Here is a 21,442-nt window from a genome sequence, read left to right on the forward strand (position 1 = left end):
CTCCCCCTAACGAATTTCCTACTCGACAGCGATACGTCTCATTTCTTCGTAGGACGTGTTGCAGCGGCTTCGGAGAGCGCGCGCCCCATCCGCACATAGGCAGCTCGATCTGCTTCGTCCATAGATGTCATGTATCCCAGTACATCCAACTCGCTCTGGCTGAGAGCATCGAGTTCGGCAGGAAGTCGCCTGCCAGTTATCACGTAAAGAACATCAACCCCAAACGCATCGGCCGCAGCGAGATACAAAGCATCAGGGCTACGCTCCCCTTTTTCGTAGTTGTATTGGCTGTTCTTCGACACATTCAGCTGGGCAGCAAAGTCCGTCTGGTTCATGCCCAGCCGTTCCCGCTCCTCCTTCAGCCGTTCCCCGATTCCCACATACGTCTCCAAATGCGCTTGACTTTCCATCATTCGTAGGAAAAACTGCGCATACATTCACACGAAGTCACACGAAACGAGACTATGCACAACGCCTACCCCACCGAGCAAGCGTGCGAGAAAGCGCGCCAGCATCTGGCGAGCCAAGGGCTGTCGGCCAGGCAATGGGCGGTGAAGAACAACCTCACCCCCTCGACCGTGTACGCCGTCCTCAACCGACAGAAGAAGTGCCTGCGCGGCGAAGCCCATCGCGCGGCTGTCCTTCTCGGCATCAAAGACGGCGTGATCGCACAGTAATGGCCACCGCACTGGGGGGACACCAGAAGATGAAACGCCCGCTCCTAGAAACGCGGCGCCAGGTGGTCAGCGCGATCATCGGCGCCTACCCCGGCGGTCGCGAATGCGCCGCTGCCCGCCTGGGCCTCGACCTGAAGAAGTTTGACAACCACGCCTACGAAAACGCCGGCAGCAAGCCGCTCAGCGACGACCAGTTGCTCTTGCTCGAGCAGGAAACCGGCACCAGCCACTTCCCCGAGTACGTCGCACACCTGTATGGCGGCATGTTCGTGCAGATGCCCGATCCAGCCCAGCTGGACAACCTCGACCTGTACGCCAGGGGCGTCGCCACCGCCATCAGGCGCGGCGAGGTCGACCGCATCATCGCCGAGGCGCTACGCGACGGAGAGATCGACGAGGCCGAACTCGCCGAAATCATCGTCGCCCACCGCCAACACCTGGCCGCACGACATGCCGAAGTCGGCGCAGTGATCACCCTGCACCGGAGGGTCAAGGCGTGAGCGTCTACAAGCTCGTCTGCCCCTGCTGCCACAGCCGGATGCGGATCCGCTCCTCCGAGGGCCAAACCCCGTGCTTCCGCTCGATGTACGCGCAATGCACAAACGCGCTCTGCGGCGCCACCTTCACCGGCTCCCTGAGCTGGGACTACCAGCTCAGCCCCTCGGGCCTCGAGCGGCCACTGCTGGTACTCCCCATGGCGCCTTCGAAAACCCGTCAACTGGCACGCCGCGACCTCGCGGCCGCAACCAACCAACTGGACCTGCTGGATCATGTGGAGTGCATGCAATGAACGGCACCAACGACTACCGCAGCACCATGCAGCAAGCCGCCGCAGCGTACCTGCTGGCCAACGCCAACCAGTATCTGTCCTCCGGCTCCGACCGGTTGTTCGATGCCTGTGTCAACCATCTGGCCAAAGGCCTCGAGGTTCCCCAGTTCATGGCCGAACAACTCGCCCAGCGCGCGTGGGATGAAGTCTTCGCGGGGCCAGACCCTATCTGGCTGGGTATCGACTGGGGCCAGGGAGACGACGAGGTGGTCTATTTGATCGACACCCGCAGTCACTGTCGCTTCCCGATCCCGGCCCGCTATCTGCCCGCGCACCTGCTCAAACAGCGCCCCCAGCACACCCAGTAATCCCTGAAACACGCCCTACCCACTCCACTGCCGTGGGTTTGGGGAAGTTACGCCCAGAATTCGAGGTATCACCGCCATGAGCGGCCACATTTCAATCACCGTCGAAGTCGACCAGAACCAGGCTGAGAAGTACCTGCTCTGGCTGGTCAGCCAGTACGAAGCCGCCATGGCCGAGTGCTGGTACGACGATCGCTACCGCTATACGCCGCAGGGGCTGCGCGGCAAGCGCATCCTCGAGGACCGCCCACACATTGCTGGCATCTGCCGGACGATCCGCGAACTGCGCAAGCAGATTCGGGGGCGCGCATGAAGGAAATGGACCGCGAACTCAAGGCCGACGTGCTGCGCCGCCTGCAGGATCAGTACGGACTGACGCCGATCAAGGGCACAAAGTACATGCGCAAGGGCGAGTGCCCGACGTGCGGCAAAAAGGAGCTCTACACCCTGGTCGACAGCCCCTGGTTCATCCGCTGCGGGCGCGGCAAGTGCGGCGACACCTGGCACATCAAGGAAATCTACCCGGAGCTCTTCGACGACTGGAGCAAGCGAGCGCCGGCCACCGACAAGGAACCCGCCGCCTCGGCCCGGGCGTACCTGGCCCATGCCCGCGGCTTCGACCTGGCGCTGATCGATGGCTGGTACAGCCAGGAAAACTACTGGGACCGCGACCTTGAGATCGGTAGCGCGACAGTACGCTTCCCGCTGAAGAAAGGCGGCTACTGGGAACGCCTAATCGATCGCCCGAGCCGCTTCGGCAAGAAGAAGGCCCGCTTCAAGCCGGGCGACAGCCCGCGCGGCGTCTGGTGGTGCCCACCCAGCGTCGACCTGCAGGAGGTGAAGGAGCTGTGGATCGTCGAAGGTATCTTCGACGCCATCGCACTGCTGCACCACGGCATCGACGCCGTGTCGGCCATGAGCTCCAACGCCTTCCCCGAGCAGTCTTTGCGCGAACTCGCGACAGCCCGTAGCGGCAAGCTGCCGAAACTGATCTGGGCGCTGGACAACGAACCCGGCGCCCACAGGTACACCCGGCGGTGGGTGACCGAGGCACGTGCCCTGGGCTACGTCTGCGAAGCGGCCCAACTACCGCAGCGCAACAACCGCAAATTCGACTGGAACGACCTGCACCAGCGCTGGATGTTCATCGATGACGCGGCCGAGCGCGCCGCGCAGATCGAGAAGGACCTCAAGACCGCGCGCCATGAGGGCGCGCTGCTGATCGCCGAGAGTCCTGCCGAGAAAGCGCTGCTGATGTACGACTGGAACAGCCGCGGCGAATTCCACTTTCGGTTCGGCAACAGATTGTTCTGGTTCAAGCTGGACCTCGAGAAGTTCGACCGGGCCATGCGCGCGTTCGAAAACAGCGACGACCACGAAGATAAGTTGCTGAACGACAGACAGAAGCGCGACAAGGCGCTGCAGCAGTCCGGCAATGTGGTTGAAATCGCAAACTGCTTCCCCCAGGCCCTGTACTTCCAGCGCAACGAGGTCACAGACGAGAGCTGGTACTACTTCCGCATCGATCGCCCCGACGACGAGAGCGTGAAGAACACCTTCACCAGCGCCCAAGTCGCGGCGGCCAGCGAGTTCAAGAAGCGCCTGCTCGGCGTGGCAGCGGGGGCGATCTTCACCGGCAGCGGCGCGCAGCTCGACCAGATCATGAAGCTGCAACTCACCGGCCTGAAGACGGTGGCCACCATCGATTACCTGGGCTACAGCCGGGAGCATGCCTGCTACGTCCTGGGCGACGTGGCGGTGCGCGGCGGCGTGATCGAGAAGGCCAACGCCGAAGACTTCTTCGAATTCCAAAAGCTGCGCCTGAAGACCCTGCAGCGTTCGATCAAGCTGCAGATCGCCACCGACGCCAAGGACTACCGCCCCGAGTGGCTGGACTGGCTGTGGACCTGCTTCGGCGCCAAGGGCCTGGTGGCGCTGGCATTCTGGTTCGGCTCGCTGTTCGCAGAGCAGATCCGCGCCGAGTTCCAGTCCTTTCCGTTCCTCGAGGCCACCGGCGAGGCCGGTGCCGGCAAGTCCACGCTGATCACCTTCCTATGGAAGCTGCTCGGCCGGGCGGACGAGGAAGGCCAGGACCCGTCGAAGATGACCAAGGCGGGCCTGCGCCGCTGGCTGACCCAGCTGTCGAACATGCCCATGGTCATGCTCGAGGCCGACCGCAGCGACAACAGCCGCGCCGGCGGCGCCGCCAAGTCATTCGACTGGGACGAGTTCAAGCCGCTGTTCAACGGCCGCGCGCTGGGCGTGACCGGCCAGAAGACCGCCGGCAACGAGACCTACGAGCCACCCTTCCGCGGCACCCTGGTGATGAGCCAGAACGCCACGGTGCAGGCCTCCGAAGCGATCATGACCCGTATCGTGAAGCTGCACTTCATTCGCCCGGAGATCACCCGCGAGAGCCAGGCCGCGGCCGACAACCTCAACCACCTGGACGTGCTCGAGGTCAGCCACTTCCTGCTGATGGCCATCCGCGCGGAGGCCCGCGTGCTGGAGTGCTTCCGCGAGCGGCTGAAGGTTCACAGCGCGACGCTGCGCGGTCTGAAGCAGATTCGTATCGAGCGGCTGATACTCAACCACGCGCAGATGATGGCCCTGGTCGACGCGCTGCGCCTGGTGGTGCCGCTGTCCGAGCACCAGCTCGCCTGCGCTCAGCAGACCCTGATGACGATGGCCCTGGAGCGCCAGGACGCCGTCAACGCCGACGCGCCCGAGGTGGCCGAGTTCTGGGAGGTCTACGACTACCTCGAAAACCTCAGCGAAGAGCCGGTGCTCAACCACAGCAAGAACCCCGGAACCATCGCCATCAACCTTAATGAGTTCGTGAAGCTGGCCGCCGACCACCGCCAGAAGGTGGCCGACGCGGCAACCCTGCGCGACCTGCTGAAAGAGTCCCGCCGGCACAAATTCATCGAATACAAGGCCGTCGACAGCGCAGTGCGCGCGGCACACGCCCGCCAGAACCCTTTCACCAACCGACCCAGCACCGTCAAGTGCTGGATTTTCCAAGCCTAACCGGCGCGGCAACGCCGGAACTGCAACCCCAAAGGAGAGACACCATGCAACCCCTCCCCCACGACTATCTGCAGTTGATCCACGACTTCCAGGCCAGGCAGCAGGAGAACGAGGTAGCCGGCATCACAGCGTTGAAACGCCTGCTCCCGATCGCACAGCGCGACAGCGGCCAGAGCGGCGTGATCGGTCGGTTCCTGCTCGGCCTGTACAACGGCCAAGCCCACCGCTTCGACCTCACCGAGCTACGCCGCCTCGACCCAGCTCTGTTCGATGCGTGCCTGTCCGTGCTGCGTATGGACTACGCCCCGAAACAGGAAGTGCATGAGTACTTCGAGGACGGCGACGCGATCTGGCAGGACCTGCGCAAACGCTGGGCCGCAGCATCGCTGCCGGCATAGGGGGACTGACTGTGGATGTGATCGACCAGGCCAACGAACGGGCCGAGAACATGATCCAGGCCGCCCTGGCCCAGCGGACGAACACCCGCCTGGCGCCCAGCGCCCTCTGGTGCGAGGACTGCGGCGAGCAGATACCCGAGGCCCGCCGCCAGGCCGCCCCAGGCTGCGAGTGCTGCATCAGCTGTCAGGAACTGCGCGAGCACCCCGCGCGGCGCTGAAGAAGAGGCGCCAGGGAGCGGCAACTCCCTGGCGCCGACCACCCCAAAGGAGAGACACCATGCAAGCGAATCAGCCTCAAGGCGGCAGCGCCAAGGCTAGCACACCACGCTATGACACCATCGTCATCCGCGGCGCCACCGGCAAAGACGTCCCGAGGGAAGTAGACGGCGGAGAGGTGGTCAGCTGGGCACGCGGCCATGAACTGGCAGCCGGCGACGCCCTGCTGGAGTTCGTCAACTACGTGGCCGATGGTGATTGCGGCATCACCCCGGAGCTGAGCACCAAGGCGCGTAAGGCGCTGGATCTGATGGAGCGTCGCAGCAGGTTGGGCTGGGAGGCGGACGAACAGCCAGAAGATTGGCCGGCGTCGGTTAACCGTGCAGCACAAACGGCCCGCGAAGTGTTCAACGGCTCCCACGAAGACGCCATCCAGGCGATTGAGTACATGCATGCCCTGCTGCTGCAGGCTGCCCCTGTCGTGCAAGGCGGTGACGTATGAAGCCCTGCACCCTTGGCAAGCGCCACAGCTGGACATTCGTCCGCAACGTCGTCACCAGCCACCTGAGCGGCCGTTTCGGCCGCATCACCAAGCGCGGGTTCTACCGCTGCGAATGCGGCGCCGAGAAGTACGGCAACGCCGGCGACCTGTCCGGGGGTAGCACCCATGCTTAAGCGCACCCTCTACCACTTCCACTTCTGCTGCGGCCTGGGCGGCGGCGTGGCGGTGGCGCTGAGCGTTTCACAACCCGCTGAAAGTCGCTGAGGTGAACGGCATGCACGAATTACTGAAGATGCTGGACAACCCGCGCAGCTTGCTGAACTTCTCGCTGGCGATTCTGGCTGTCCTGGCTTTGTTCTTCATGTTGAAGAGCGGCGCGCAAGCTGCTTCGCAGCCGGCCTCCTCCTTCTCCGCTCCCAAGGAAGCAGACTCAAGGGGGAAACGTCCATGAGCGACCTTTTCTACCTGCAGGACAGCCGCAGCAACGTCGGGAGCCGAGCAACGTTCTGGCGCGCCGGCGGCGGCTACACCACGAACCTCGACGACGCCGAGACGTTCGCCCGCGAACGCGCCGTAAAGCAGTACGAAAACCGCGACAGCGATCTGCCCTGGCCCGTGGACTATGTCCGCGCCCGGGCAGAGGTCGGGGTCGACTGCCAGTACCTCACCAAGTCAGAAGCCGAGGCCTACCGCAACGAGGACGGCCGCATGTATGTGGCGTACGCACGCGAGTGGGACGGAAACGACCTGGTATGGCGCGGCGCCCAAGGCCCAACCGCCAACCTGGACGACGCCATCCACCCGGGGGCGGCTGATGCCGCTGTGTTCCTGGCCCAGGGCTTCGAGCTGTGGCCATGCGGCTACATCGCGGAGCACTCCCGCCTGGTAGTCCGCGCCATGCTGCTCGACCACAAGCAGGCGCTGCGCTCGGTCGGCCTCAAGCTGCCCAAGCTCCAGCGCCCGCGCTATCGCAGCTACAGCAACCTGCTCAACTGCGAAGGCTGCGGCCGTTTTCTCAACGAGCGCCAGCGCTTCGACGACTGCCCCAACTGTGGGACAAGGAATGCGCCATGACCGCCTATCGCCCACTACTTCGTTATCACGGCGGCAAGTGGAAACTAGCCCCGTGGATCATCAGCCACATGGCCGAGCACAAGACATACGTCGAGCCATTCGGTGGCGGTGGATCCGTCCTGATTCGCAAGCCCCGCGCCTACGCCGAGGTCTACAACGACTTGGACGGGGACGTGGTGAACCTGTTCCGTGTCGCGCGCGACCGCGGCGAGGAGCTGCGCCAGGCCCTGGCACTTACTCCGTTCGCTCGAGGCGAGTTCGACATCAGCTACGACGAAACAGCAGACACGCTGGAGCGCGCACGCCGGATGATCGTGCGCTCATTTCAAGGGTTCGGTAGCGCAGCGGCGAGCGGCGAACGCACGGGGTTTCGCTCATCGTCCTCCCGTTCGGGAACATCCCCGGCGATGGACTGGCGCAACTACCCGGACGCACTGTCCGCGATCATTGACCGCCTCCAGGGCGTAGTGATCGAGAATCGCGACGCTATGGAAGTGATGGCACACCACGACCGGCCGACCACTCTGCACTATGTCGATCCGCCCTACGTGCATTCAACTCGCAGCCCCAAGGTCCGGCACAACGACACCGGGAAGAGCTATCGCTACGAGCTCAGCGACGAGCAGCACCGGGACCTTGCGGTCGCACTGCATCGGTTGGATGGCATGGTCATTGTCTCTGGCTATCCATGCCCCCTATATGACGATCTGTTCCAGGACTGGCACTGCATCGAGCGCGCAGCGCATGCCGACGGTGCACGCCAGCGCGTCGAGTGTTTATGGCTCAACCCTAGCGCTTACCAGGGACTGGCTCAGTTCGACATTTTCAAGGAGGGCAACGCATGCGCATGCTGATACTCCAAAGTGGCCGCCGCTGCGGCCGCTCGAAAAGCCTGCAGCCATTGCTTCAGTACGCCCTGGCCAACGGTTGGAGGGTTGGACTGACCAACGGCGGGCATCTGCGCTTCACCAAGGCAGAGCGGCCAGTTATCCACACCAGCAGCACGCCGAGCGATTGGCGCGCAGTCCGCAACGCGGTGGCAATGCTGGCCAGGGCCGATCGCAAGGAGGTGATCCTTGTCTGATCAGGCCAACCGCCAGCACATGCTGGCATGTGAGGCCCGGTACTGGCTCCGGCGTGGCATCACCACGCCGGAGAAAGTCGCCGAGCTGAGCGAAACCCTCAAGCGGCGGGGGGAAAGCGCCGTCGAGCAGTTGATAGCGGAAATGCGCCGTCAGTGGCTGGCACGGACAGAGTGGATAGGTGGTGAAGATGGCTGAACTGGACAGATTCATGCGGGAAGCCGAGGTACTGGAAGCCACCAGCCTGGCGCGCTCGACACTCTGGCGGGAGGTGAAGGCCAAGCGCTTCCCCAGTCCGGTACAGATCACACCTGGGCGAGTAGGCTGGAGACAATCCGATATCAACCGCTGGCTGGAAAACCCGATGGGATGGACGCCAACAAGGGCCGCGTGAGCGGCCCTACTTCTTGGTGTCGATAACGTTCTTTTCGAGCCAGGCGGCCCAGCGATCGAGCCCGCGCTTCTTCTCTTGGAAGTAGTCGTAGCGGTCGTAGTGCTTGGATGACACATCGTTGAAGGCGTGGCCCTGGATTCTGTCCCGCAGCTCCTTGGTGAGCCCGGCTTTCGCCATCAGCGTCTTGCAGGTCCGACGGATGTCCCGAAGTGTGAACGGGCCGTTGAACGACTTGTGATGCCGGCCGTATAGCTTCGTCACCGCCCTGGACAGAGACTGGGGGTTCAGTGATTTCCCCTCCTCCTTGCCCTGGAACGGATACGCGCTCTTCTCGCTGATGCAGTCCATTTCCTTCAGGCTCGCCCGCATCAGCTTGTTGTAGGGCACCACATGCATCGCCCGCTCACCTTCACCGCCCTTCCCGTTGCGGATCATCACATGGTCCCGCTGATACATCGTCCGATCAGACCGGAGCAGTTGCTCCGGTCGTTGACCACCGCTGGCGATCAAGAACTTGAGCAACTCGGAAGTCGTGAGGGACAGCTTCTCCGGCAGCAGATGCCAGAGCGCTTGCAACTCCTTCTCCGTGAGTGCCCGATCCCCGGGCTGCTCCCAGTCTTCCTGTACAGGGATGCTAGCCACCGGGTTGCTGGTCAGGCCGAAGCGATTTTCCTGCTCCAGATAGGTGCGGGGGTTGTAGTCCTGCTGCAGGGCACTCTGGAACGCCGAATGAAGGCGAGAGCGCACCCGGTTCGTCATTGTCGTGACGCCGCCGGCAATCATCTTGGCCAGGATGTCACGGATATCGGCCGGCCCGATCAACACCGCCGGGCGCTCCACCAGGGTTGGGAACGGCTCGGAAACGTAGTGTTTGAAGGACCACTCGACGTGCTCGGCACTCGCCGCCCCTTCCTGCTTCAGCTTGGCGACATAGGCGGCCATCAACTCCTTGAAGGTGCCAGCCTCAACCTGTATCTCCTTCTCCTCGCGGCACCGGTCCCGCGCTTCCGTGAGCGCCATCGTCGGCCAGGTGCCCAGCTTGGTCTTCAGCTTCCGCCCGTTCTTCCGGCGCTGGAAGTAGAACTCCTTCGTACCATTGGGCCGCACCCGAAGCATCAAGACACCCTCGCCCCGCGCGCTGCGCCCGTCGCTGACGGTGTATTCCTTCTCGGCTGGCTTGAGTGCGCGGATCTGTCTCTCGGTGAGCACGGGGCTGTCCTTAATTAGGGGCCCTTTCTGGGGGCCGTTTGCACGGAGCAAGGTGGTTCTTCCTGGGACAACCTAGGACGAACCACCTACCCAGAGGCCCCGGGATAGAAGGCCTCGACGCACAATTGTGCATGAACTCAGACAGCCGTGGACAGTGCGCCTCAATGCTTCCCAAGCTCATGACGAGGGTTCGATTCCCTTCGCCCGCTCCAGACTCCATAGCTAAGCCCCTGAAAACATTGCGTTTTTGGGGGTTTTGCTTTTTAGGAGTCGAAAACGTGTCGAAAAAATGTCGAAACATATTTGCTAGCGCCCCCGAAGCAAAACAAGGATTGATGCATATGAATGATCGTTACGAGGTCAAAGAAAAACGTTCAGCATCTACGGTGCAAGGCAAGACATTAGGACAACCAAAGCCAAGAGGTAACCCATCTTGCACTGGCGTACCCCAGTGGGTTGTTTATGACACCTTCACGAAAGAAAGCGGGGAGCCATTCAGCAACCGACAAGACGCGTATACAGCATGTGATCAGCTAAATAGAAAACACGCTAGAAAAATGCGAGAAGAGGGTTAAGTCGCACCGCTTCCGATAAATGATCCTGCGACAAATGCGCATATCGCATCGTCATTGATAACGAGGCGTGCCCCAGGATGTGCTGTAGGGTCACGATGTGCCCCCCGTTCATGATGAAGTGACTGGCGAACGTGTGGCGCAGTACGTGGCTGGCCTGCCCCTTCGGCAGCTTGATCGAGGTCGACAGCAGCACTAGGCGGAACACGCCAAGGCAGTTCGTGAACGGCCCGTGGGTCTGCCAATGCCGGCGAATGTCGGCGGCCAGTTGTTCCGAGATCGGCACCGAGCGCACACGCTTGGACTTGGTGTTGGCGAAGATCACCGTATTACCTTTCAGACGTTCCGGCGTCAGCGCCTGAGCCTCACCCCATCGAGCCCCTGTCGCGAGGCAGATACGAGCGACCATCTTCGGATGTGGCGACGTGGTGCGCGCATCCAGGGCCGTAAGCAGTTCGGACACCTGATGCTTGGTCAGGTACGACAGCGGTCTTTCCTGAAGCTTGAGCGGCCGCATGCGCCCTACCGGATTCTCATAGTCAATGACGCCGAGTTGACGCAATTCGTTGTACATGGACTTGAGGTAGCCAAGACGGTTATTCGCGGTCTTGCCCGACATGCCATTGGCTATCTGCCGGCTACGCAACCGAGCCACTTTCGCAGGCTCCAGGGAGACAGCGACCGGGTCGCCCAGGTCCTTTGCCACCAACCTCAGAATCGCCACGCAACGATGCCCGTTGCTGAGGGTCTGGCCGTGCAGTTCATACCAGAGTTCGACCAACTCCGAGAGACGCCGACGGTCCTTCGGCCTGAGCGTCCAGCAGGGGTTTTCCGCACACTTCTGACGCGCGGTGGCCTCGAATTGCTGCGCCTCCATCTTGGTTTTGAACCGCTTGCGAAAGCGCTTGCCCTTGATCGGTTCTACATCGACGAACCAACGGCCATCGGGGAGCTTGGTGATCGACATTAGACGGCATACCCCCGCCGCAGATACCGATCACACATCAGCTTGTGGATATGCCTTTCCAGATCGCGACGAGTCCAACCCTTGGCGAGATAGTGGTCTTCGATAACGTGCCAGAACTCCAGTTTACGGGCGGACTCAATAGCCTTTTTTGCCGGGACACGCTCCCGCGCGATCAGGCTCACGAACTGGCCGAGAAACATCTCGCAGTTACGCCCGCTAAAGCCCTTGGCGGTCTTGTAATAGCGCCGATACTCGGTGCGCTCGATCAGCGGATCGCACTCGACCTGGACGCGGGCGTCCTGGCTGATCAGGCTCCAGAACGGATCGTAGACCGCCGTCCGGCTCAGCAGCTTGAAGCTTTCGCAGGCGTAGTTCCACAGTCCTTGCAGGTGCGGGCAAAGCCCCTCATAGGTGCGGCAGCCGATGACCTCTCCCGAAGCCATGCGCGAGCCTTCGGAGAACTGCTGGACGATGGAGTGATGGAAGCGGAATTCGAGCCGCCAGACCGTTTCCAGGGGGTTATAGGCCGGGTCGCCATCGCCGAACGGATCCCCATTCAGGGTCGCCCACACGCTTTCCCAATAGTCGAGCTTGTCGGTGGCCCGAGCCTGGAGGGTCTTGTTATAGATCGACAGTTGCAGGCCGTTGGCCGAGCCGAACATGTACGTCTCGCCACGCCCGTAGACCGAGGCGTTACCGTCGAACTCGATCCGCTCGATCCCGCTGATTTGCCGTACCCGACGCGAGCGGCAATGCATGCGGTCCACCAGATCACGAGGCGGTTTCCAGCCCTGCACATCCAGCGCGATATGCACTGCGGCTTGGTTGGTTTCGCAGTGGCTCAGCACGGCAGCGGCCAAGTCATCCAGCACGCCCTGGAGGATATGCGGGTCGGCACCGTCGAGGGCATGGGGCGACACTTCGATCTTGAGGTGCGAGCCGAGGGTATCGACCTTGATGTTGTGATTCTTGATCAGCAGGATCAGGCCCATTTCGGCGTTCTGCAGGCGGTACTGATAGCCGGAGTCGCGACCGATGCGGCCCTTGGACCACTCGTAGCCGGCGAACTCGACCACATCCACCGAGAGGTCAAACAGCGCCATGACTTCCGGCCGGAGTTTGCCGTTGTACAACTGCCGCACCGTATCCACGCCGCACCGCAGAATGCGCACGCCTGACAGGTCGGTGAATTGAGCCGTGGTGTCGTCGAAGAACAACCGCCCTTTCGGGCTTTCCAAGACCTGACCGTCCGACTCGATACTGACGCGAATTTGATGGCTGATTTTCTTCATCTTTAACGATCCAAATTGGTACGAATTGAAACCGCAATAGGTGGCTTATCTGACGTGTTACAGGGGCGTCAGCCGGCCCCGCCGTGGCGCTTGCTCACTCCGAGACGAGCCGTTCGCGCGCGCCCCGGCCAGGCCGGCTACAGCGGCCATACCGGCCCCGTCGGCGTCACCGCCACCGCGAAGAAGAAGCCCGCCAGATAGGCCAGGAACGCCAGCCCCAGGGCGGCGAAATAGCTTGTCCAGTTCATCGGCTCCCCCTCAGTTGATCGAGCGCGGCAAGCGGCTGGTGTCAGGAACCACCGTCACCCGCACGGCGGCGCTGTTCGCGGCGGCGGGCGGCACGCTCGGCGCGGCGGCCTGAGCCGGCGGCGCATTGCCCAAGGCACTACGCCCGGCGCAGGCGGCATAGCCGGACCAACCGCCCTTGAAGCTCAGTTCCGCAGCGCAGTTGCCCCGCGGCACCACGGCATAGCCGGTGTCGGTCAGGTCGCGATCGGTGAGAGTGAATTCGCTGCCGTCCTGGCCCCGGACGGCGAACAGATAGGTGCGGCGCCCGGAGGCGGACAGCAGGGTCGCCTTGACGATGAAGTCGCGGCCGGCGAAGGGATGCCCTACAGGAGCAGCGCCCGGAACGCCTGGGTGCCCAGGTACATCATCAGCAGCATCAGGATCAGCCGCACCAGTAGCACGCGCAGCACCCACAGCAGGACCGGCTTGAGCAGGCGCAGCAGTTCCAGCAGCAGGCGGCAATACAGGGTCGCCCATGAGCAGACGAGGTCCGCCGTCATAAACCACAGACCCAATAGCAAGGGCCGGAATTGCCATGAATAGAAGAATCTTAGGTTGTCTAAAAAGGCTCTTGCCGGCGATGGTGTCGGTGACGGAGCCGGTGGCTGTCGATTCATAGAGGGCGAAGGTCTCCTGGCGGATTTTCTTGATCTCGACGATCACGTCGCGGGCCGGCGGTTTGTTGTCCTGCGCCGAGTGCTGGCTTTCCTTGTAGCGGCCCCGAATGCCGATGACGGCGAGGTTGGAGTGCAGATAGGCCTTTTCCGCCGTCATGCGGATGTCGTCGCGGATATAGGCGATGTTCGGCGTGGTGAGGATGATGTCCCAGTTGAAATGCCGGTGCCGGGTCCAGGCATCCAGCCAGCCCATGGGCCGCCCGGCTGCCTTGGCCGCTTCCGGGCCGTCCGGGAAGTCGAAGCGCTTGAGGTCGGCTTCGCGCCAGGACTTCAGAAAGATCAGTTGGGTTTCGTCGAAAATGATGAACGCGCCACGCGGCGCCCACATGAACCAAGTGCGCATCTTTTCCATGTCTTCCAGGTCCTCGAGGTCGAGGTTGATGACGTCGCAGCTGGAGGGCGTCTCCGGCATCACTTGGAAGATCCGTTCGCGGGTCAGGCCGCGCACGTTGGTGATGATGACGCGGCCTTTCTTGATCGCGGGGATCAGGTCATCTTGGATCGCGCCGGAGGTCTTGTAGGAGCCGTTCGGGCCGTGATGAATCTTGATCGCCATGTCACTTACCTATGAAGGGGATGAAGGACATGGAGAAGCGCGTGCCGATGGCGGCGAAGATCATGTTCACCGCGTCCGGCAGGCCGAAGAACGCCAGCAGCGAGCGCAGGTCGCCGTCCAGGGACGAGTAATAGGACGTGATGGTCGAGCCGATACCGATGCCGCCGACGACTTCGCGGAACGCCTTGTAGCCGATTTCCGCGACGAACAATTGCATCTCGAACCAGCCCTTGATGGCCATCTTGGTCAGCAGGACAAAGGCGTCGGTGACGAAGTCATAGACGCCGCTGTAGAGGAAGTCCCAGAGGGATTGCATCCAGGCGAGAATGTCGGAGAGAAAGGGAATGTCCATGGCGTTTCCTCAGGAGCGATAGAAAACGATCCATCCGGCCAGGATCGCGGCGATGAACAGCACCACGTAGCGGATGACGGAGAGTTCTTGGGCGTACTGGGTGAGGCAGACGTCGTAGCGCTGGCCGAGGGCGGTAAAGTCCCAACACGGTAGGGAGCCGCCGCCGGTGCCCAGGTGAATATCGAACTTGGAAGCGAGGACGCTTTCGAACTTGCCTTGCAGTTCCTGGAAGTCCTTTTGCGCCTTGACGATGGCGTCGTCGTATTCCTTGATGGTCTTGTCGAAGGAGCCTTGCTTCGGCTCTTTCAGGCCTCCCCCGCCGGAGCCGTCGCCGCCATCGCCACCGGTCCCGCCGCTGGAGCCGGACCCGTCGCCATCGCCGCCGCTACTGCCGTCACCGCCGGGCGTGGTGCCGCAGTCACTGCCAACATGGCCCTGACAGGGGTTGTTACCGCCACCGCCCCCACCGCCGCCGCCACCACTGGAGCCGTCATCGCCACCGCCGTTACCGGGCTTGGTGCCGCCATCGCTTCCACCGTCGCCGCCGGGCGGGTTGCTGCCACCGTCGCCCCCGGTGCCGCCGTCTCCCCCCGGAGGCGGACCGTCGCCCGGGCCCACGTCGCAGCCGAAAGCACAGGAGCCCTTGGAGGTGAACCAGTTACCGGTGAACGAGCCGATGACCCGGCAGAAGGTTCCACCCGCTTCGCCCTCAGCGGGGCCGATACAACCATCAATCGAACTGACGGCGATCTCACAACCGAGGTAATTGATGAAGCGGGAAATCGGTGCTTGGTGGCCGCCTTTTTCATAGAGCGAGCCAGCCAGAATCTTGCACTTATTCTCCCGGCATTCGCCGGCACTGAGATCAAGCTCAGTTCCCTCAGGACACCTATCACCTTTCAAATAAACATCCGTATTAAAAAGAATCCAATCACCAGAACGAACCACACAATAGAAAACCTTGCCCGCCTCACTTGGATTTGACGAAGGTTCCATAACAAAAACCCGACCAGGGTCCTTGGAAAAACTGCTGAAATAAAGATCACAGCCAGCCGTAGGGGATGAAACTTTCTTATTAAAATAACCCATGTACCAGTAATAATATTCGGCATGAGCTGCCGAACCAAATAACAACGTGATAATCAACAATATGAACCGAGGCATAAAAAAGGGGCCTTTCGGCCCCTCCTCCTGTCACTGATACTGGCCGATTTTCAATCCCGTCAGCAGCGCGGACGCCATGAATGCGCCCAGCATCAGGGACCAGATCACGTCAGGCCTTGCGCATCGCGCCGATGACCAGGGCGAGGCCGACCAGCACCGCCACGGCGGCGATCACCAACTTGGCCACGGACCCGCCATCAGTGCTGGCTTGCGCCAGAACCCCCTTGGTGGTTTCGTCGAGCAGCGATTCGGCGAAGGAGACGTTGGCCACGGCCAGGCCGGCGGTGGCGATGGAAGCGTTGCGGAACAGGGCTTTCATTTTTTCCATGATTGGAACCTCATTAATTGCGCGCTTTGCGCATGGCGGAAATGATCAAGCCAGCCCCCAAACCAACGGCGAACAGCCCGATGGTCCCGGCGAAGCCGAGGCGGAAGGCCGACGGGTCGAAACCACCCATCAGCAGAGTCAAATAGCCCTCTGCCTCAGGCGGCAGCAGGTAGGTCTGTATCCACTCAAGGTGCGTACAGCCAACCGTGCCGTCCGCGTTCTGGACCCAGGTCTTGCACACTTGAACCGATACAGAGCCTTCCATTCGTGCAGTCCTCAAACAGCCAGGGAGGCCGCTAGGCCGTCGATCCAGCCCCAGGCGTAGCCGGTAGCCAGACCTACCGCGAACAGCGAGAGATAACGGAGCATCGCGGCCTCCTAGGGCTTACGCCTTGGCGTCCGGAGACTTGTCTTGTTTGTCCTGGCCCTGCGGCTGCTGGGCCGGGCGCGGGGCTTGGGCCTGTGCTTGCGGGCGGGCCGGGGCTTGGGCGGTCGGCGCCATCGGCTTGCCGCCCACGGCCAGCAGATCCACAAGGACCTGGGTATTGGTGATCCGACCGAAACGGTCTTGGGTCGGGCGGACCACGCTGGCGAACTTGCAGAGCACCGGCTGGCCTTCGAAGACGATGGCGTCCAGCAGCGTCGGCTCGATGTTGTATTCGCTGATCTCGAAGCCCTTGGCGTTGCCACGGGCACCTTCCGGGATCGGAGCGATGGACTGGACCGAGGCGTAGATTTCCCCGGTCTTGGTCGAGGTGTAGGTGTCGGTCTTGGTGACCCACAGTTCGACGACGCCGCCTTGGGTTGCAAACATGTTCATCGGTGTTTCTCCTTCAATTCGCCTTTTTCGGCGTGAGTTGTCCCGCTGCTGCAAATTCGGCTGTTTCGCCTTCATTCAGCGGTGTTGGGTGAAAGTGATTTGTCGGGCGATCCCTTCGGGCCGGGCTCTATTCGCTAGCGAACCAAGCCAACCACGGGTGTTCGTCTCGGCCCATTCGGGTAACGACCCCTATCGCAACGTCGTCTCCAACGGCCAAGGGGAACGCTCCCCCTTGGAACCCGCAGAGCAACACCAAGGGCTCTGCCCTTGTCATCCCGCTCTTGCCGCCGAGGGCTCGGGAGCGCGGGGCGGAGAAGCTGCCCCCACACTCCCCAGCGGAGGCTGTTTCAGGGGGGAGGCGTTCAAGGGTGCGCTCCGCCCGTGCTTCCGTTCGCCGGAACGGTGAGGCGGTTCCGACGAGCCGGGAGCGCGGCCCTTGACCGGATCGACCACGGTGCGAGCGGCCTGGATCAGGCAGAGCAGGAGCAGCGCTTTCAGGGTGTCAGCGAGCATGGGTCAGCCCTCCAGTTGGAATGCTTCGCGCACGGGCACAAAGGGCGTGGGCTTCCCGCTGTCGTACACAACGTGCCAGTACTTCGGCGGACGCCGGGACGGGTCGTGTTTCACGCAGAAGGAACGGGGACGGCAGAGCCAGCGGCCACCTTCGAGATAGGGCAGCCCAGGGGGCCGGCAGTCCGGACACGGCGACGGGTTGTGCAATGGGATGGCCTGCCTTGCGGACCAGCACACAGAGCAGGCGCAGTCCGGGGCGTGGGTTTGGCGCAGGTAGTAGGGACTGGCGGTCATGGTTCATGCCCTCACCCCACGGATGCGGTAAACCTGGCGGGCGCGTTCGCGGGTCAGGCCGAAGGAGCGGCGAGCTTCTTCTTCAGTCGGGAAGACAGCCACCAACTCTTCGACCCAGCGTTGGCATTCCACGCGGGAAATGCCCTGATGGACGCGATGCCAGCGACGTTGCCGGGTCGGGCCGTGGAAGGTGCAAATCTCTACGAGGTAACGCATATCAGGCACTCCATTCCTGTTCCAGCAGCCAGGTACGCAACAACGCGCTATTCACCATGCGCAGCTTCCCCAGCTTCACGGACGGCAGCACACCCCGGTAAACCCAGGCGCGGGCGGTGCCGTAGCTAATGCCGTTGCGCTCCGCCCACCGTTCGATGGATTCCACATCCTGTTGCGGCCCGATCAGGGCGCCGGGGTTCAGCTCTTCCAAATCCATGTCGTACTCCAAGCTCAAAAGGGATCACGGTGGTCCCTTTGAAGCAATGGGATCACGGTGGTCCCATTGCTGTCAAGACCACCGTGGTCCATGATCACGTCATGAGCAGAGAAGACCCACAATTCAAATTGCGTATGCCCCCAGAGCTACGCCTCCAAGCAGAGCAAGCAGCGAAAGCAGCTGGCCGCTCAATCAACGCAGAATTAGTCGCTCGAATTGAGTCGAGCTTCTTAAACTCATCAACCCAAGAAACCTTAATTCCCGCCAAGCGCGCAAAAGAACTTGCCCTCATGGCAAGAACGGTAATACCAAGTGAGATTCGTAAACGAGTCATTATGGCAATACAAAGAGCAGTAAGCCTCGGCCATACTGAAGCTTATGCAAATCTAACCGATCTATCCCTTGAAGTTGGCATCTCCGACGAAGATCTTGACAATCTAATAAACCCTGTCATCGAAGAGTTAAAGAAGGCCGGCTACAATGCCAAGCTTGATGATATTACAACGCTTGCAATTGAATTCTAATTATACTCTCCGAGCCTGAGACAAACTCAAACTCTTAAGATGCAAGGTAATTCAACAGAATGGATTCCCACAACGGCTGTTATTGCAAGTCTAAAATATCACTCAGTGAGATCTATTGGCGAAGAACTGGTATAACCCCTGAAATTTTGTTACGTAAATAAAACACCCATTAAATGCGAGGCAATCGATTGATTTCATATAACAAATTCACTCCTGCCCTGATAGCCTGTACTATGGCCTCTTTAATGAGCGGGTGTGACAATACAAGTGCAAAAAAAACGGATAACATGATCAAAGGAAATTATCCGCTCCAGGTGGCTTTACACTCCATGGGGGAGTCTTTCCAAGAGGATGCTTATAATTTAAGCGCAATACAGCATATAAATAGCGGGGAGTCACCTACTAAAGCGGTGGTTACTATTGAAGTTTCAGAGTTACCGGACGATTCCGTGTCTGCCGAAAAAACTGTCTTTACAATGAGCTATCAAAACGACAGGTGGCAAATAGTGAATCAGGTAAAAACACAACGATGCTGGCCAGGGCGAGGACATACAGACTTTTCAGAACAACCATGTAATTAGATTACCAATGACGTGAACTAGCTTTCTTGAGTGTGGCCAGCCACCTAGGAAGATCCTTCATTTCATGCAGTACGCGCCAAACATCGATGTGAGCGTTTTGCTCGACCTAGACACAAGGTAGGGATGGCGCTGGAGTGGTCAGAAGCGTAGGCCGGACAGATCCAGTTCTTAGGCGTAGCGTGCCGAGCCAGAGTTGGGGTGACGGCGGATCTGCTTATACGCTCGTTCCAGGGCGTCAATGAAGCTTAATGCCGCTTTCTCGTCTGTTCTTCGGTAGTACGCAATGGCGTTGTCTACGCCTCTATTTGCTAGCTCATGCAGGATGACGAGCTTTTGCTTCATTCTTAAGCATTCCGCACGCGAGCACGGATCGATTCGAAGTAGTCAGTATCGACAGGGCAGCGAGAGCGGACGCAGCACTAGCAAACAATATTTTGCCAAGAATCATAACGCGGCTTTGGCGGCTAATGTCGAAAAAATGTCGAATTTATAGGGCCGAATAGCGACGAATCGAGCACGTGAGGAAAGCGGAAAGCCCGTATTGAGCGGGTTTAACACGAATTGACATGCTACTGAAAAGAGTTCGATTCCCTTCGCCCGCTCCAGATCCCAATGCAAAAGCCCCTGACACCAACCAGTGCCAGGGGCTTTCTGTTTTCAGGCTTTACCGCGTAAAGCCCGGGAAAGATCGGAAGCGCCCCATGGATTTCGGCGGAGACGCAGCCGGAAGGTTCCTCTCCTTTACATCATCAGCGAGTAGGCCCGCTCCAACTGGTCCAGATCGATATCCAGGGGCAGCGGCAGGGGCGCTTCGCCGATGCGCTGCTCGCTGGCGAACTTTCCCTCGGCCAACACACGTGCCGGGTCGTTGAGGGCGAGGAAGTCGCCCCCGTCGTATTCCCAGAAATTCAGCGGGGAGCGGCCGGAATAGGTTTCGTTCCAGCAGGCGACGTACGAACGTTCGCCCAGGACTTTCGGACGGCAGGAAACGTAGGGTTCCAGATAGACCTCATGGGTGAGGTACAGGAAGGTGAGGTCATCCACGCGATAGGCCGGCGCTTCGCTGACCTCCTGAGGCTCCTCGTCCAGTTGCGCTTCGGGGTTCGCTCCCGGATCGACCGCTGCGACAGCGGAAAACCCATCCGCCCCCCCAGGCTCTCCCATGGCCATGCCTCCACAGATGAAAAGGGAAGCAACCACGACCAATAACTTCAACACGACGCGTCCTCGCCTGAAAATCGCGGAGATTACGCCGCCAACTTTTCAGGTATGCGATCAGGGTGGCCCGCAACCTTCCGCCCCGCCGCCCGATATCGGGCAATTCCTACACGACGGAAGACGCATCCATCTGGGCCCGCACCCGGCTCGTCTTCTCTCTCAGCGCTCTTTCACGGTGTTCCGCAGCAAATTAGTAATTATCTGTAGGAATAACTCCTCAACAGCCTCGTATCACTTCCGCTCGAGCCGAATCTCGACCAGCTTGCCATCGATGAAGCGCAAGTGTCGGTAGACGCCTCCACTGGGGCCATACACCCAGAATTCGGTGCGTGCGGCATTCAACTTGGGCACGCCGTTGTTGCGCAGGGCAGGCTCGTTGACGATCCTGCTCAGCGGTTGCCCGCACCTTTCCAGGACTTGCTCGACGCTGTCGCCCTCGTCCACCAGATGCGTGCCGCATCTCATCGAGGCGACGGCAGGAATTGCCAACGAAGACATGAACAGCGTCAGCGCCGTGCGAAACATGGATACCTCCCGCTTCCCCCGATAATGAAAGCGCGGACCGCCGCGGGGCGAGGCGAACTCCCTCACAAAGGCGCAAGCGTCGCACGGCGGCATAGCGACGCAGGCAGTTTCTTGCCGTCGCTTCGCCAGCTTCGTTAGACTGCCGCATCGCAGCACGCTTTCGTGGCTGCGCCCTCCCCGATCCGAGGCTTGTATGTTGGAGATAGTAATCATCCGATAACCGCCACTTCGTCATCCCGCACGAGGTGTCGCCGGTTATCTGCCTTCGCCATGGCTCGCACACGCCTTTTCGCGCAGTGCGGCCGCGTTGTCACACCGATGATTACAGGTTCTACCGACATGAACGTTTCCAAGCCGGAACAACGGACGCTTCACGCCTTGGCCCAGGGCGGCCATATCGCCTTCCTTCGCGACGCTTCGGGCAAGATCACCCGCGTCGAGTGCTACAACCGCGACGGCCACCTGCTACTCGACTGCACCCTGGCGGTGTTCTCCAGGCTGAAGAACAAGGGCCTGGTCCACTCCCGCCAGGGCAGGCCCTACCGGATATCCATGGCCGGGCTGAAAGCCGTGCGCCCGCAGGCGGACAATCGCTGACCCCCTTCCTTTTCCATTGCCCCCG

At 61.0% G+C, this 21,442-nt stretch carries 33 protein-coding genes; 18 read left to right on the plus strand and 15 right to left on the minus strand.

What is annotated here, in order from left to right; translation table 11 throughout:
* Positions 1 to 38 precede the first annotated feature (38 nt).
* Positions 39 to 335, minus strand: a complete 297-nt coding sequence (locus AT700_RS21860; RefSeq protein WP_404936061.1) for a transcriptional regulator — start codon at positions 333 to 335, stop codon at positions 39 to 41.
* A 129-nt stretch (positions 336 to 464) separates the two neighbouring features.
* On the opposite strand from AT700_RS21860, the gene AT700_RS21865 reads away from it, so the two are divergent.
* From AT700_RS21865 to AT700_RS29830, 16 genes are all read left to right on the plus strand, one after another.
* On the plus strand, positions 465 to 677 hold the full coding sequence (locus tag AT700_RS21865; RefSeq protein WP_023876135.1) for a DNA-binding protein: 213 nt from the start codon (positions 465 to 467) through the stop codon (positions 675 to 677).
* Between the two features lie 29 nt (positions 678 to 706).
* Positions 707 to 1,177, plus strand: a complete 471-nt coding sequence (locus tag AT700_RS21870; protein ID WP_023127024.1) for a YmfL family putative regulatory protein — start codon at positions 707 to 709, stop codon at positions 1,175 to 1,177.
* On the plus strand, positions 1,174 to 1,467 hold the full coding sequence (locus AT700_RS21875; protein WP_003098408.1) for an ogr/Delta-like zinc finger family protein: 294 nt from the start codon (positions 1,174 to 1,176) through the stop codon (positions 1,465 to 1,467). The genes AT700_RS21870 and AT700_RS21875 overlap by 4 nt, the downstream gene beginning before the upstream one ends.
* Positions 1,464 to 1,814, plus strand: coding sequence for a hypothetical protein (locus tag AT700_RS21880; RefSeq protein WP_023096288.1), 351 nt, complete (start codon positions 1,464 to 1,466; stop codon positions 1,812 to 1,814). The genes AT700_RS21875 and AT700_RS21880 overlap by 4 nt, the downstream gene beginning before the upstream one ends.
* A gap of 76 nt (positions 1,815 to 1,890) precedes the next feature.
* Complete coding sequence (locus AT700_RS21885; RefSeq protein WP_003098410.1) at positions 1,891 to 2,124, plus strand: hypothetical protein; 234 nt, start codon at positions 1,891 to 1,893, stop codon at positions 2,122 to 2,124.
* On the plus strand, positions 2,121 to 4,841 hold the full coding sequence (locus AT700_RS21890) for a toprim domain-containing protein (protein ID WP_048521489.1): 2,721 nt from the start codon (positions 2,121 to 2,123) through the stop codon (positions 4,839 to 4,841). Before AT700_RS21885 ends, AT700_RS21890 begins: the two co-directional genes overlap by 4 nt.
* 44 nt (positions 4,842 to 4,885) lie before the next feature.
* Complete coding sequence (locus AT700_RS21895) at positions 4,886 to 5,239, plus strand: hypothetical protein (protein ID WP_033976929.1); 354 nt, start codon at positions 4,886 to 4,888, stop codon at positions 5,237 to 5,239.
* 11 nt (positions 5,240 to 5,250) lie between these two features.
* Positions 5,251 to 5,457 (plus strand): TraR/DksA family transcriptional regulator, encoded by a 207-nt coding sequence (locus AT700_RS21900; protein ID WP_023127425.1) that lies wholly within the window; start codon positions 5,251 to 5,253, stop codon positions 5,455 to 5,457.
* Positions 5,458 to 5,516: 59 nt separating this feature from the next.
* Positions 5,517 to 5,957, plus strand: a complete 441-nt coding sequence (locus AT700_RS21905; RefSeq protein WP_033985154.1) for a hypothetical protein — start codon at positions 5,517 to 5,519, stop codon at positions 5,955 to 5,957.
* Positions 5,954 to 6,130, plus strand: a complete 177-nt coding sequence (locus AT700_RS30325; protein ID WP_016852055.1) for a hypothetical protein — start codon at positions 5,954 to 5,956, stop codon at positions 6,128 to 6,130. Before AT700_RS21905 ends, AT700_RS30325 begins: the two co-directional genes overlap by 4 nt.
* Before the next feature lie 101 nt (positions 6,131 to 6,231).
* A complete protein-coding gene (locus AT700_RS30330; protein ID WP_166737200.1) occupies positions 6,232 to 6,408 on the plus strand; it encodes a hypothetical protein in 177 nt (58 codons plus the stop codon).
* The gene (locus tag AT700_RS21910) at positions 6,405 to 7,031 is read left to right on the plus strand and encodes a hypothetical protein (RefSeq protein WP_034018193.1); all 627 of its coding nucleotides are present in this window, start codon (positions 6,405 to 6,407) and stop codon (positions 7,029 to 7,031) included. The genes AT700_RS30330 and AT700_RS21910 overlap by 4 nt, the downstream gene beginning before the upstream one ends.
* Positions 7,028 to 7,885 (plus strand): DNA adenine methylase, encoded by an 858-nt coding sequence (locus tag AT700_RS21915; protein WP_023127212.1) that lies wholly within the window; start codon positions 7,028 to 7,030, stop codon positions 7,883 to 7,885. Before AT700_RS21910 ends, AT700_RS21915 begins: the two co-directional genes overlap by 4 nt.
* The gene (locus AT700_RS21920; RefSeq protein ID WP_023127213.1) at positions 7,873 to 8,115 is read left to right on the plus strand and encodes a hypothetical protein; all 243 of its coding nucleotides are present in this window, start codon (positions 7,873 to 7,875) and stop codon (positions 8,113 to 8,115) included. The genes AT700_RS21915 and AT700_RS21920 overlap by 13 nt, the downstream gene beginning before the upstream one ends.
* The gene (locus AT700_RS21925) at positions 8,108 to 8,311 is read left to right on the plus strand and encodes a hypothetical protein (protein WP_048521503.1); all 204 of its coding nucleotides are present in this window, start codon (positions 8,108 to 8,110) and stop codon (positions 8,309 to 8,311) included. Before AT700_RS21920 ends, AT700_RS21925 begins: the two co-directional genes overlap by 8 nt.
* Positions 8,304 to 8,507 carry a helix-turn-helix transcriptional regulator gene (locus AT700_RS29830; RefSeq protein WP_003098423.1) on the plus strand — a complete coding sequence of 68 codons (204 nt, stop codon included), beginning with the start codon at positions 8,304 to 8,306 and terminating at the stop codon, positions 8,505 to 8,507. Before AT700_RS21925 ends, AT700_RS29830 begins: the two co-directional genes overlap by 8 nt.
* Before the next feature lie 6 nt (positions 8,508 to 8,513).
* On the opposite strand, the gene AT700_RS21930 is transcribed toward AT700_RS29830, so the two are convergent.
* From AT700_RS21930 to AT700_RS21985, 12 genes are all read right to left on the minus strand, one after another.
* Positions 8,514 to 9,716, minus strand: a complete 1,203-nt coding sequence (locus tag AT700_RS21930) for a tyrosine-type recombinase/integrase (protein ID WP_023115037.1) — start codon at positions 9,714 to 9,716, stop codon at positions 8,514 to 8,516.
* Positions 9,717 to 10,265: 549 nt separating this feature from the next.
* Positions 10,266 to 11,255: a tyrosine-type recombinase/integrase gene (locus tag AT700_RS21935; RefSeq protein WP_034068863.1), complete on the minus strand. Its 990-nt coding sequence runs from the start codon at positions 11,253 to 11,255 to the stop codon at positions 10,266 to 10,268.
* Complete coding sequence (locus AT700_RS21940) at positions 11,255 to 12,547, minus strand: hypothetical protein (protein ID WP_023088869.1); 1,293 nt, start codon at positions 12,545 to 12,547, stop codon at positions 11,255 to 11,257. The genes AT700_RS21935 and AT700_RS21940 overlap by 1 nt, the downstream gene beginning before the upstream one ends.
* A gap of 258 nt (positions 12,548 to 12,805) precedes the next feature.
* Positions 12,806 to 14,068 carry a zonular occludens toxin domain-containing protein gene (locus AT700_RS21945; protein ID WP_048521508.1) on the minus strand — a complete coding sequence of 421 codons (1,263 nt, stop codon included), beginning with the start codon at positions 14,066 to 14,068 and terminating at the stop codon, positions 12,806 to 12,808.
* A gap of 1 nt (position 14,069) precedes the next feature.
* Positions 14,070 to 14,420, minus strand: a complete 351-nt coding sequence (locus tag AT700_RS21950) for a DUF2523 family protein (RefSeq protein ID WP_003159569.1) — start codon at positions 14,418 to 14,420, stop codon at positions 14,070 to 14,072.
* A gap of 9 nt (positions 14,421 to 14,429) precedes the next feature.
* Positions 14,430 to 15,566, minus strand: a complete 1,137-nt coding sequence (locus AT700_RS30490) for a hypothetical protein (RefSeq protein WP_235438624.1) — start codon at positions 15,564 to 15,566, stop codon at positions 14,430 to 14,432.
* Between the two features lie 127 nt (positions 15,567 to 15,693).
* Positions 15,694 to 15,912: a hypothetical protein gene (locus AT700_RS21960; RefSeq protein WP_048521521.1), complete on the minus strand. Its 219-nt coding sequence runs from the start codon at positions 15,910 to 15,912 to the stop codon at positions 15,694 to 15,696.
* Positions 15,913 to 15,925: 13 nt separating this feature from the next.
* Positions 15,926 to 16,177, minus strand: coding sequence for a hypothetical protein (locus AT700_RS21965; protein WP_003124954.1), 252 nt, complete (start codon positions 16,175 to 16,177; stop codon positions 15,926 to 15,928).
* A gap of 120 nt (positions 16,178 to 16,297) precedes the next feature.
* Positions 16,298 to 16,732, minus strand: coding sequence for a hypothetical protein (locus AT700_RS21975; RefSeq protein WP_003140508.1), 435 nt, complete (start codon positions 16,730 to 16,732; stop codon positions 16,298 to 16,300).
* A 516-nt stretch (positions 16,733 to 17,248) separates the two neighbouring features.
* Complete coding sequence (pflM, locus tag AT700_RS29840; RefSeq protein ID WP_079455004.1) at positions 17,249 to 17,539, minus strand: lysogeny maintenance protein PflM; 291 nt, start codon at positions 17,537 to 17,539, stop codon at positions 17,249 to 17,251.
* A gap of 3 nt (positions 17,540 to 17,542) precedes the next feature.
* Entirely contained in the window at positions 17,543 to 17,755 is a 213-nt protein-coding gene (locus AT700_RS21980; protein ID WP_021264265.1) for a hypothetical protein, read from the minus strand.
* 1 nt (position 17,756) lies between these two features.
* On the minus strand, positions 17,757 to 17,972 hold the full coding sequence (locus AT700_RS21985) for a hypothetical protein (RefSeq protein ID WP_003159564.1): 216 nt from the start codon (positions 17,970 to 17,972) through the stop codon (positions 17,757 to 17,759).
* Positions 17,973 to 18,073: 101 nt separating this feature from the next.
* Between AT700_RS21985 and AT700_RS29845 the strand changes: the two genes are divergently transcribed.
* Complete coding sequence (locus tag AT700_RS29845) at positions 18,074 to 18,496, plus strand: Arc family DNA-binding protein (RefSeq protein WP_078801571.1); 423 nt, start codon at positions 18,074 to 18,076, stop codon at positions 18,494 to 18,496.
* 1,322 nt (positions 18,497 to 19,818) lie between these two features.
* On the opposite strand, the gene AT700_RS21990 is transcribed toward AT700_RS29845, so the two are convergent.
* Positions 19,819 to 20,295: a hypothetical protein gene (locus AT700_RS21990; RefSeq protein WP_025324727.1), complete on the minus strand. Its 477-nt coding sequence runs from the start codon at positions 20,293 to 20,295 to the stop codon at positions 19,819 to 19,821.
* 231 nt (positions 20,296 to 20,526) lie between these two features.
* The gene (locus tag AT700_RS21995) at positions 20,527 to 20,820 is read right to left on the minus strand and encodes a DUF2845 domain-containing protein (protein WP_003141121.1); all 294 of its coding nucleotides are present in this window, start codon (positions 20,818 to 20,820) and stop codon (positions 20,527 to 20,529) included.
* 339 nt (positions 20,821 to 21,159) lie between these two features.
* Here AT700_RS21995 and AT700_RS22000 point away from each other — a divergent pair, with 339 nt between their 5' ends.
* Positions 21,160 to 21,417: a YjhX family toxin gene (locus AT700_RS22000; RefSeq protein ID WP_003085431.1), complete on the plus strand. Its 258-nt coding sequence runs from the start codon at positions 21,160 to 21,162 to the stop codon at positions 21,415 to 21,417.
* Positions 21,418 to 21,442 lie beyond the last annotated feature (25 nt).

It is taken from the genome of Pseudomonas aeruginosa (genome assembly GCF_001457615.1).
Classification (GTDB): domain Bacteria; phylum Pseudomonadota; class Gammaproteobacteria; order Pseudomonadales; family Pseudomonadaceae; genus Pseudomonas; species Pseudomonas aeruginosa.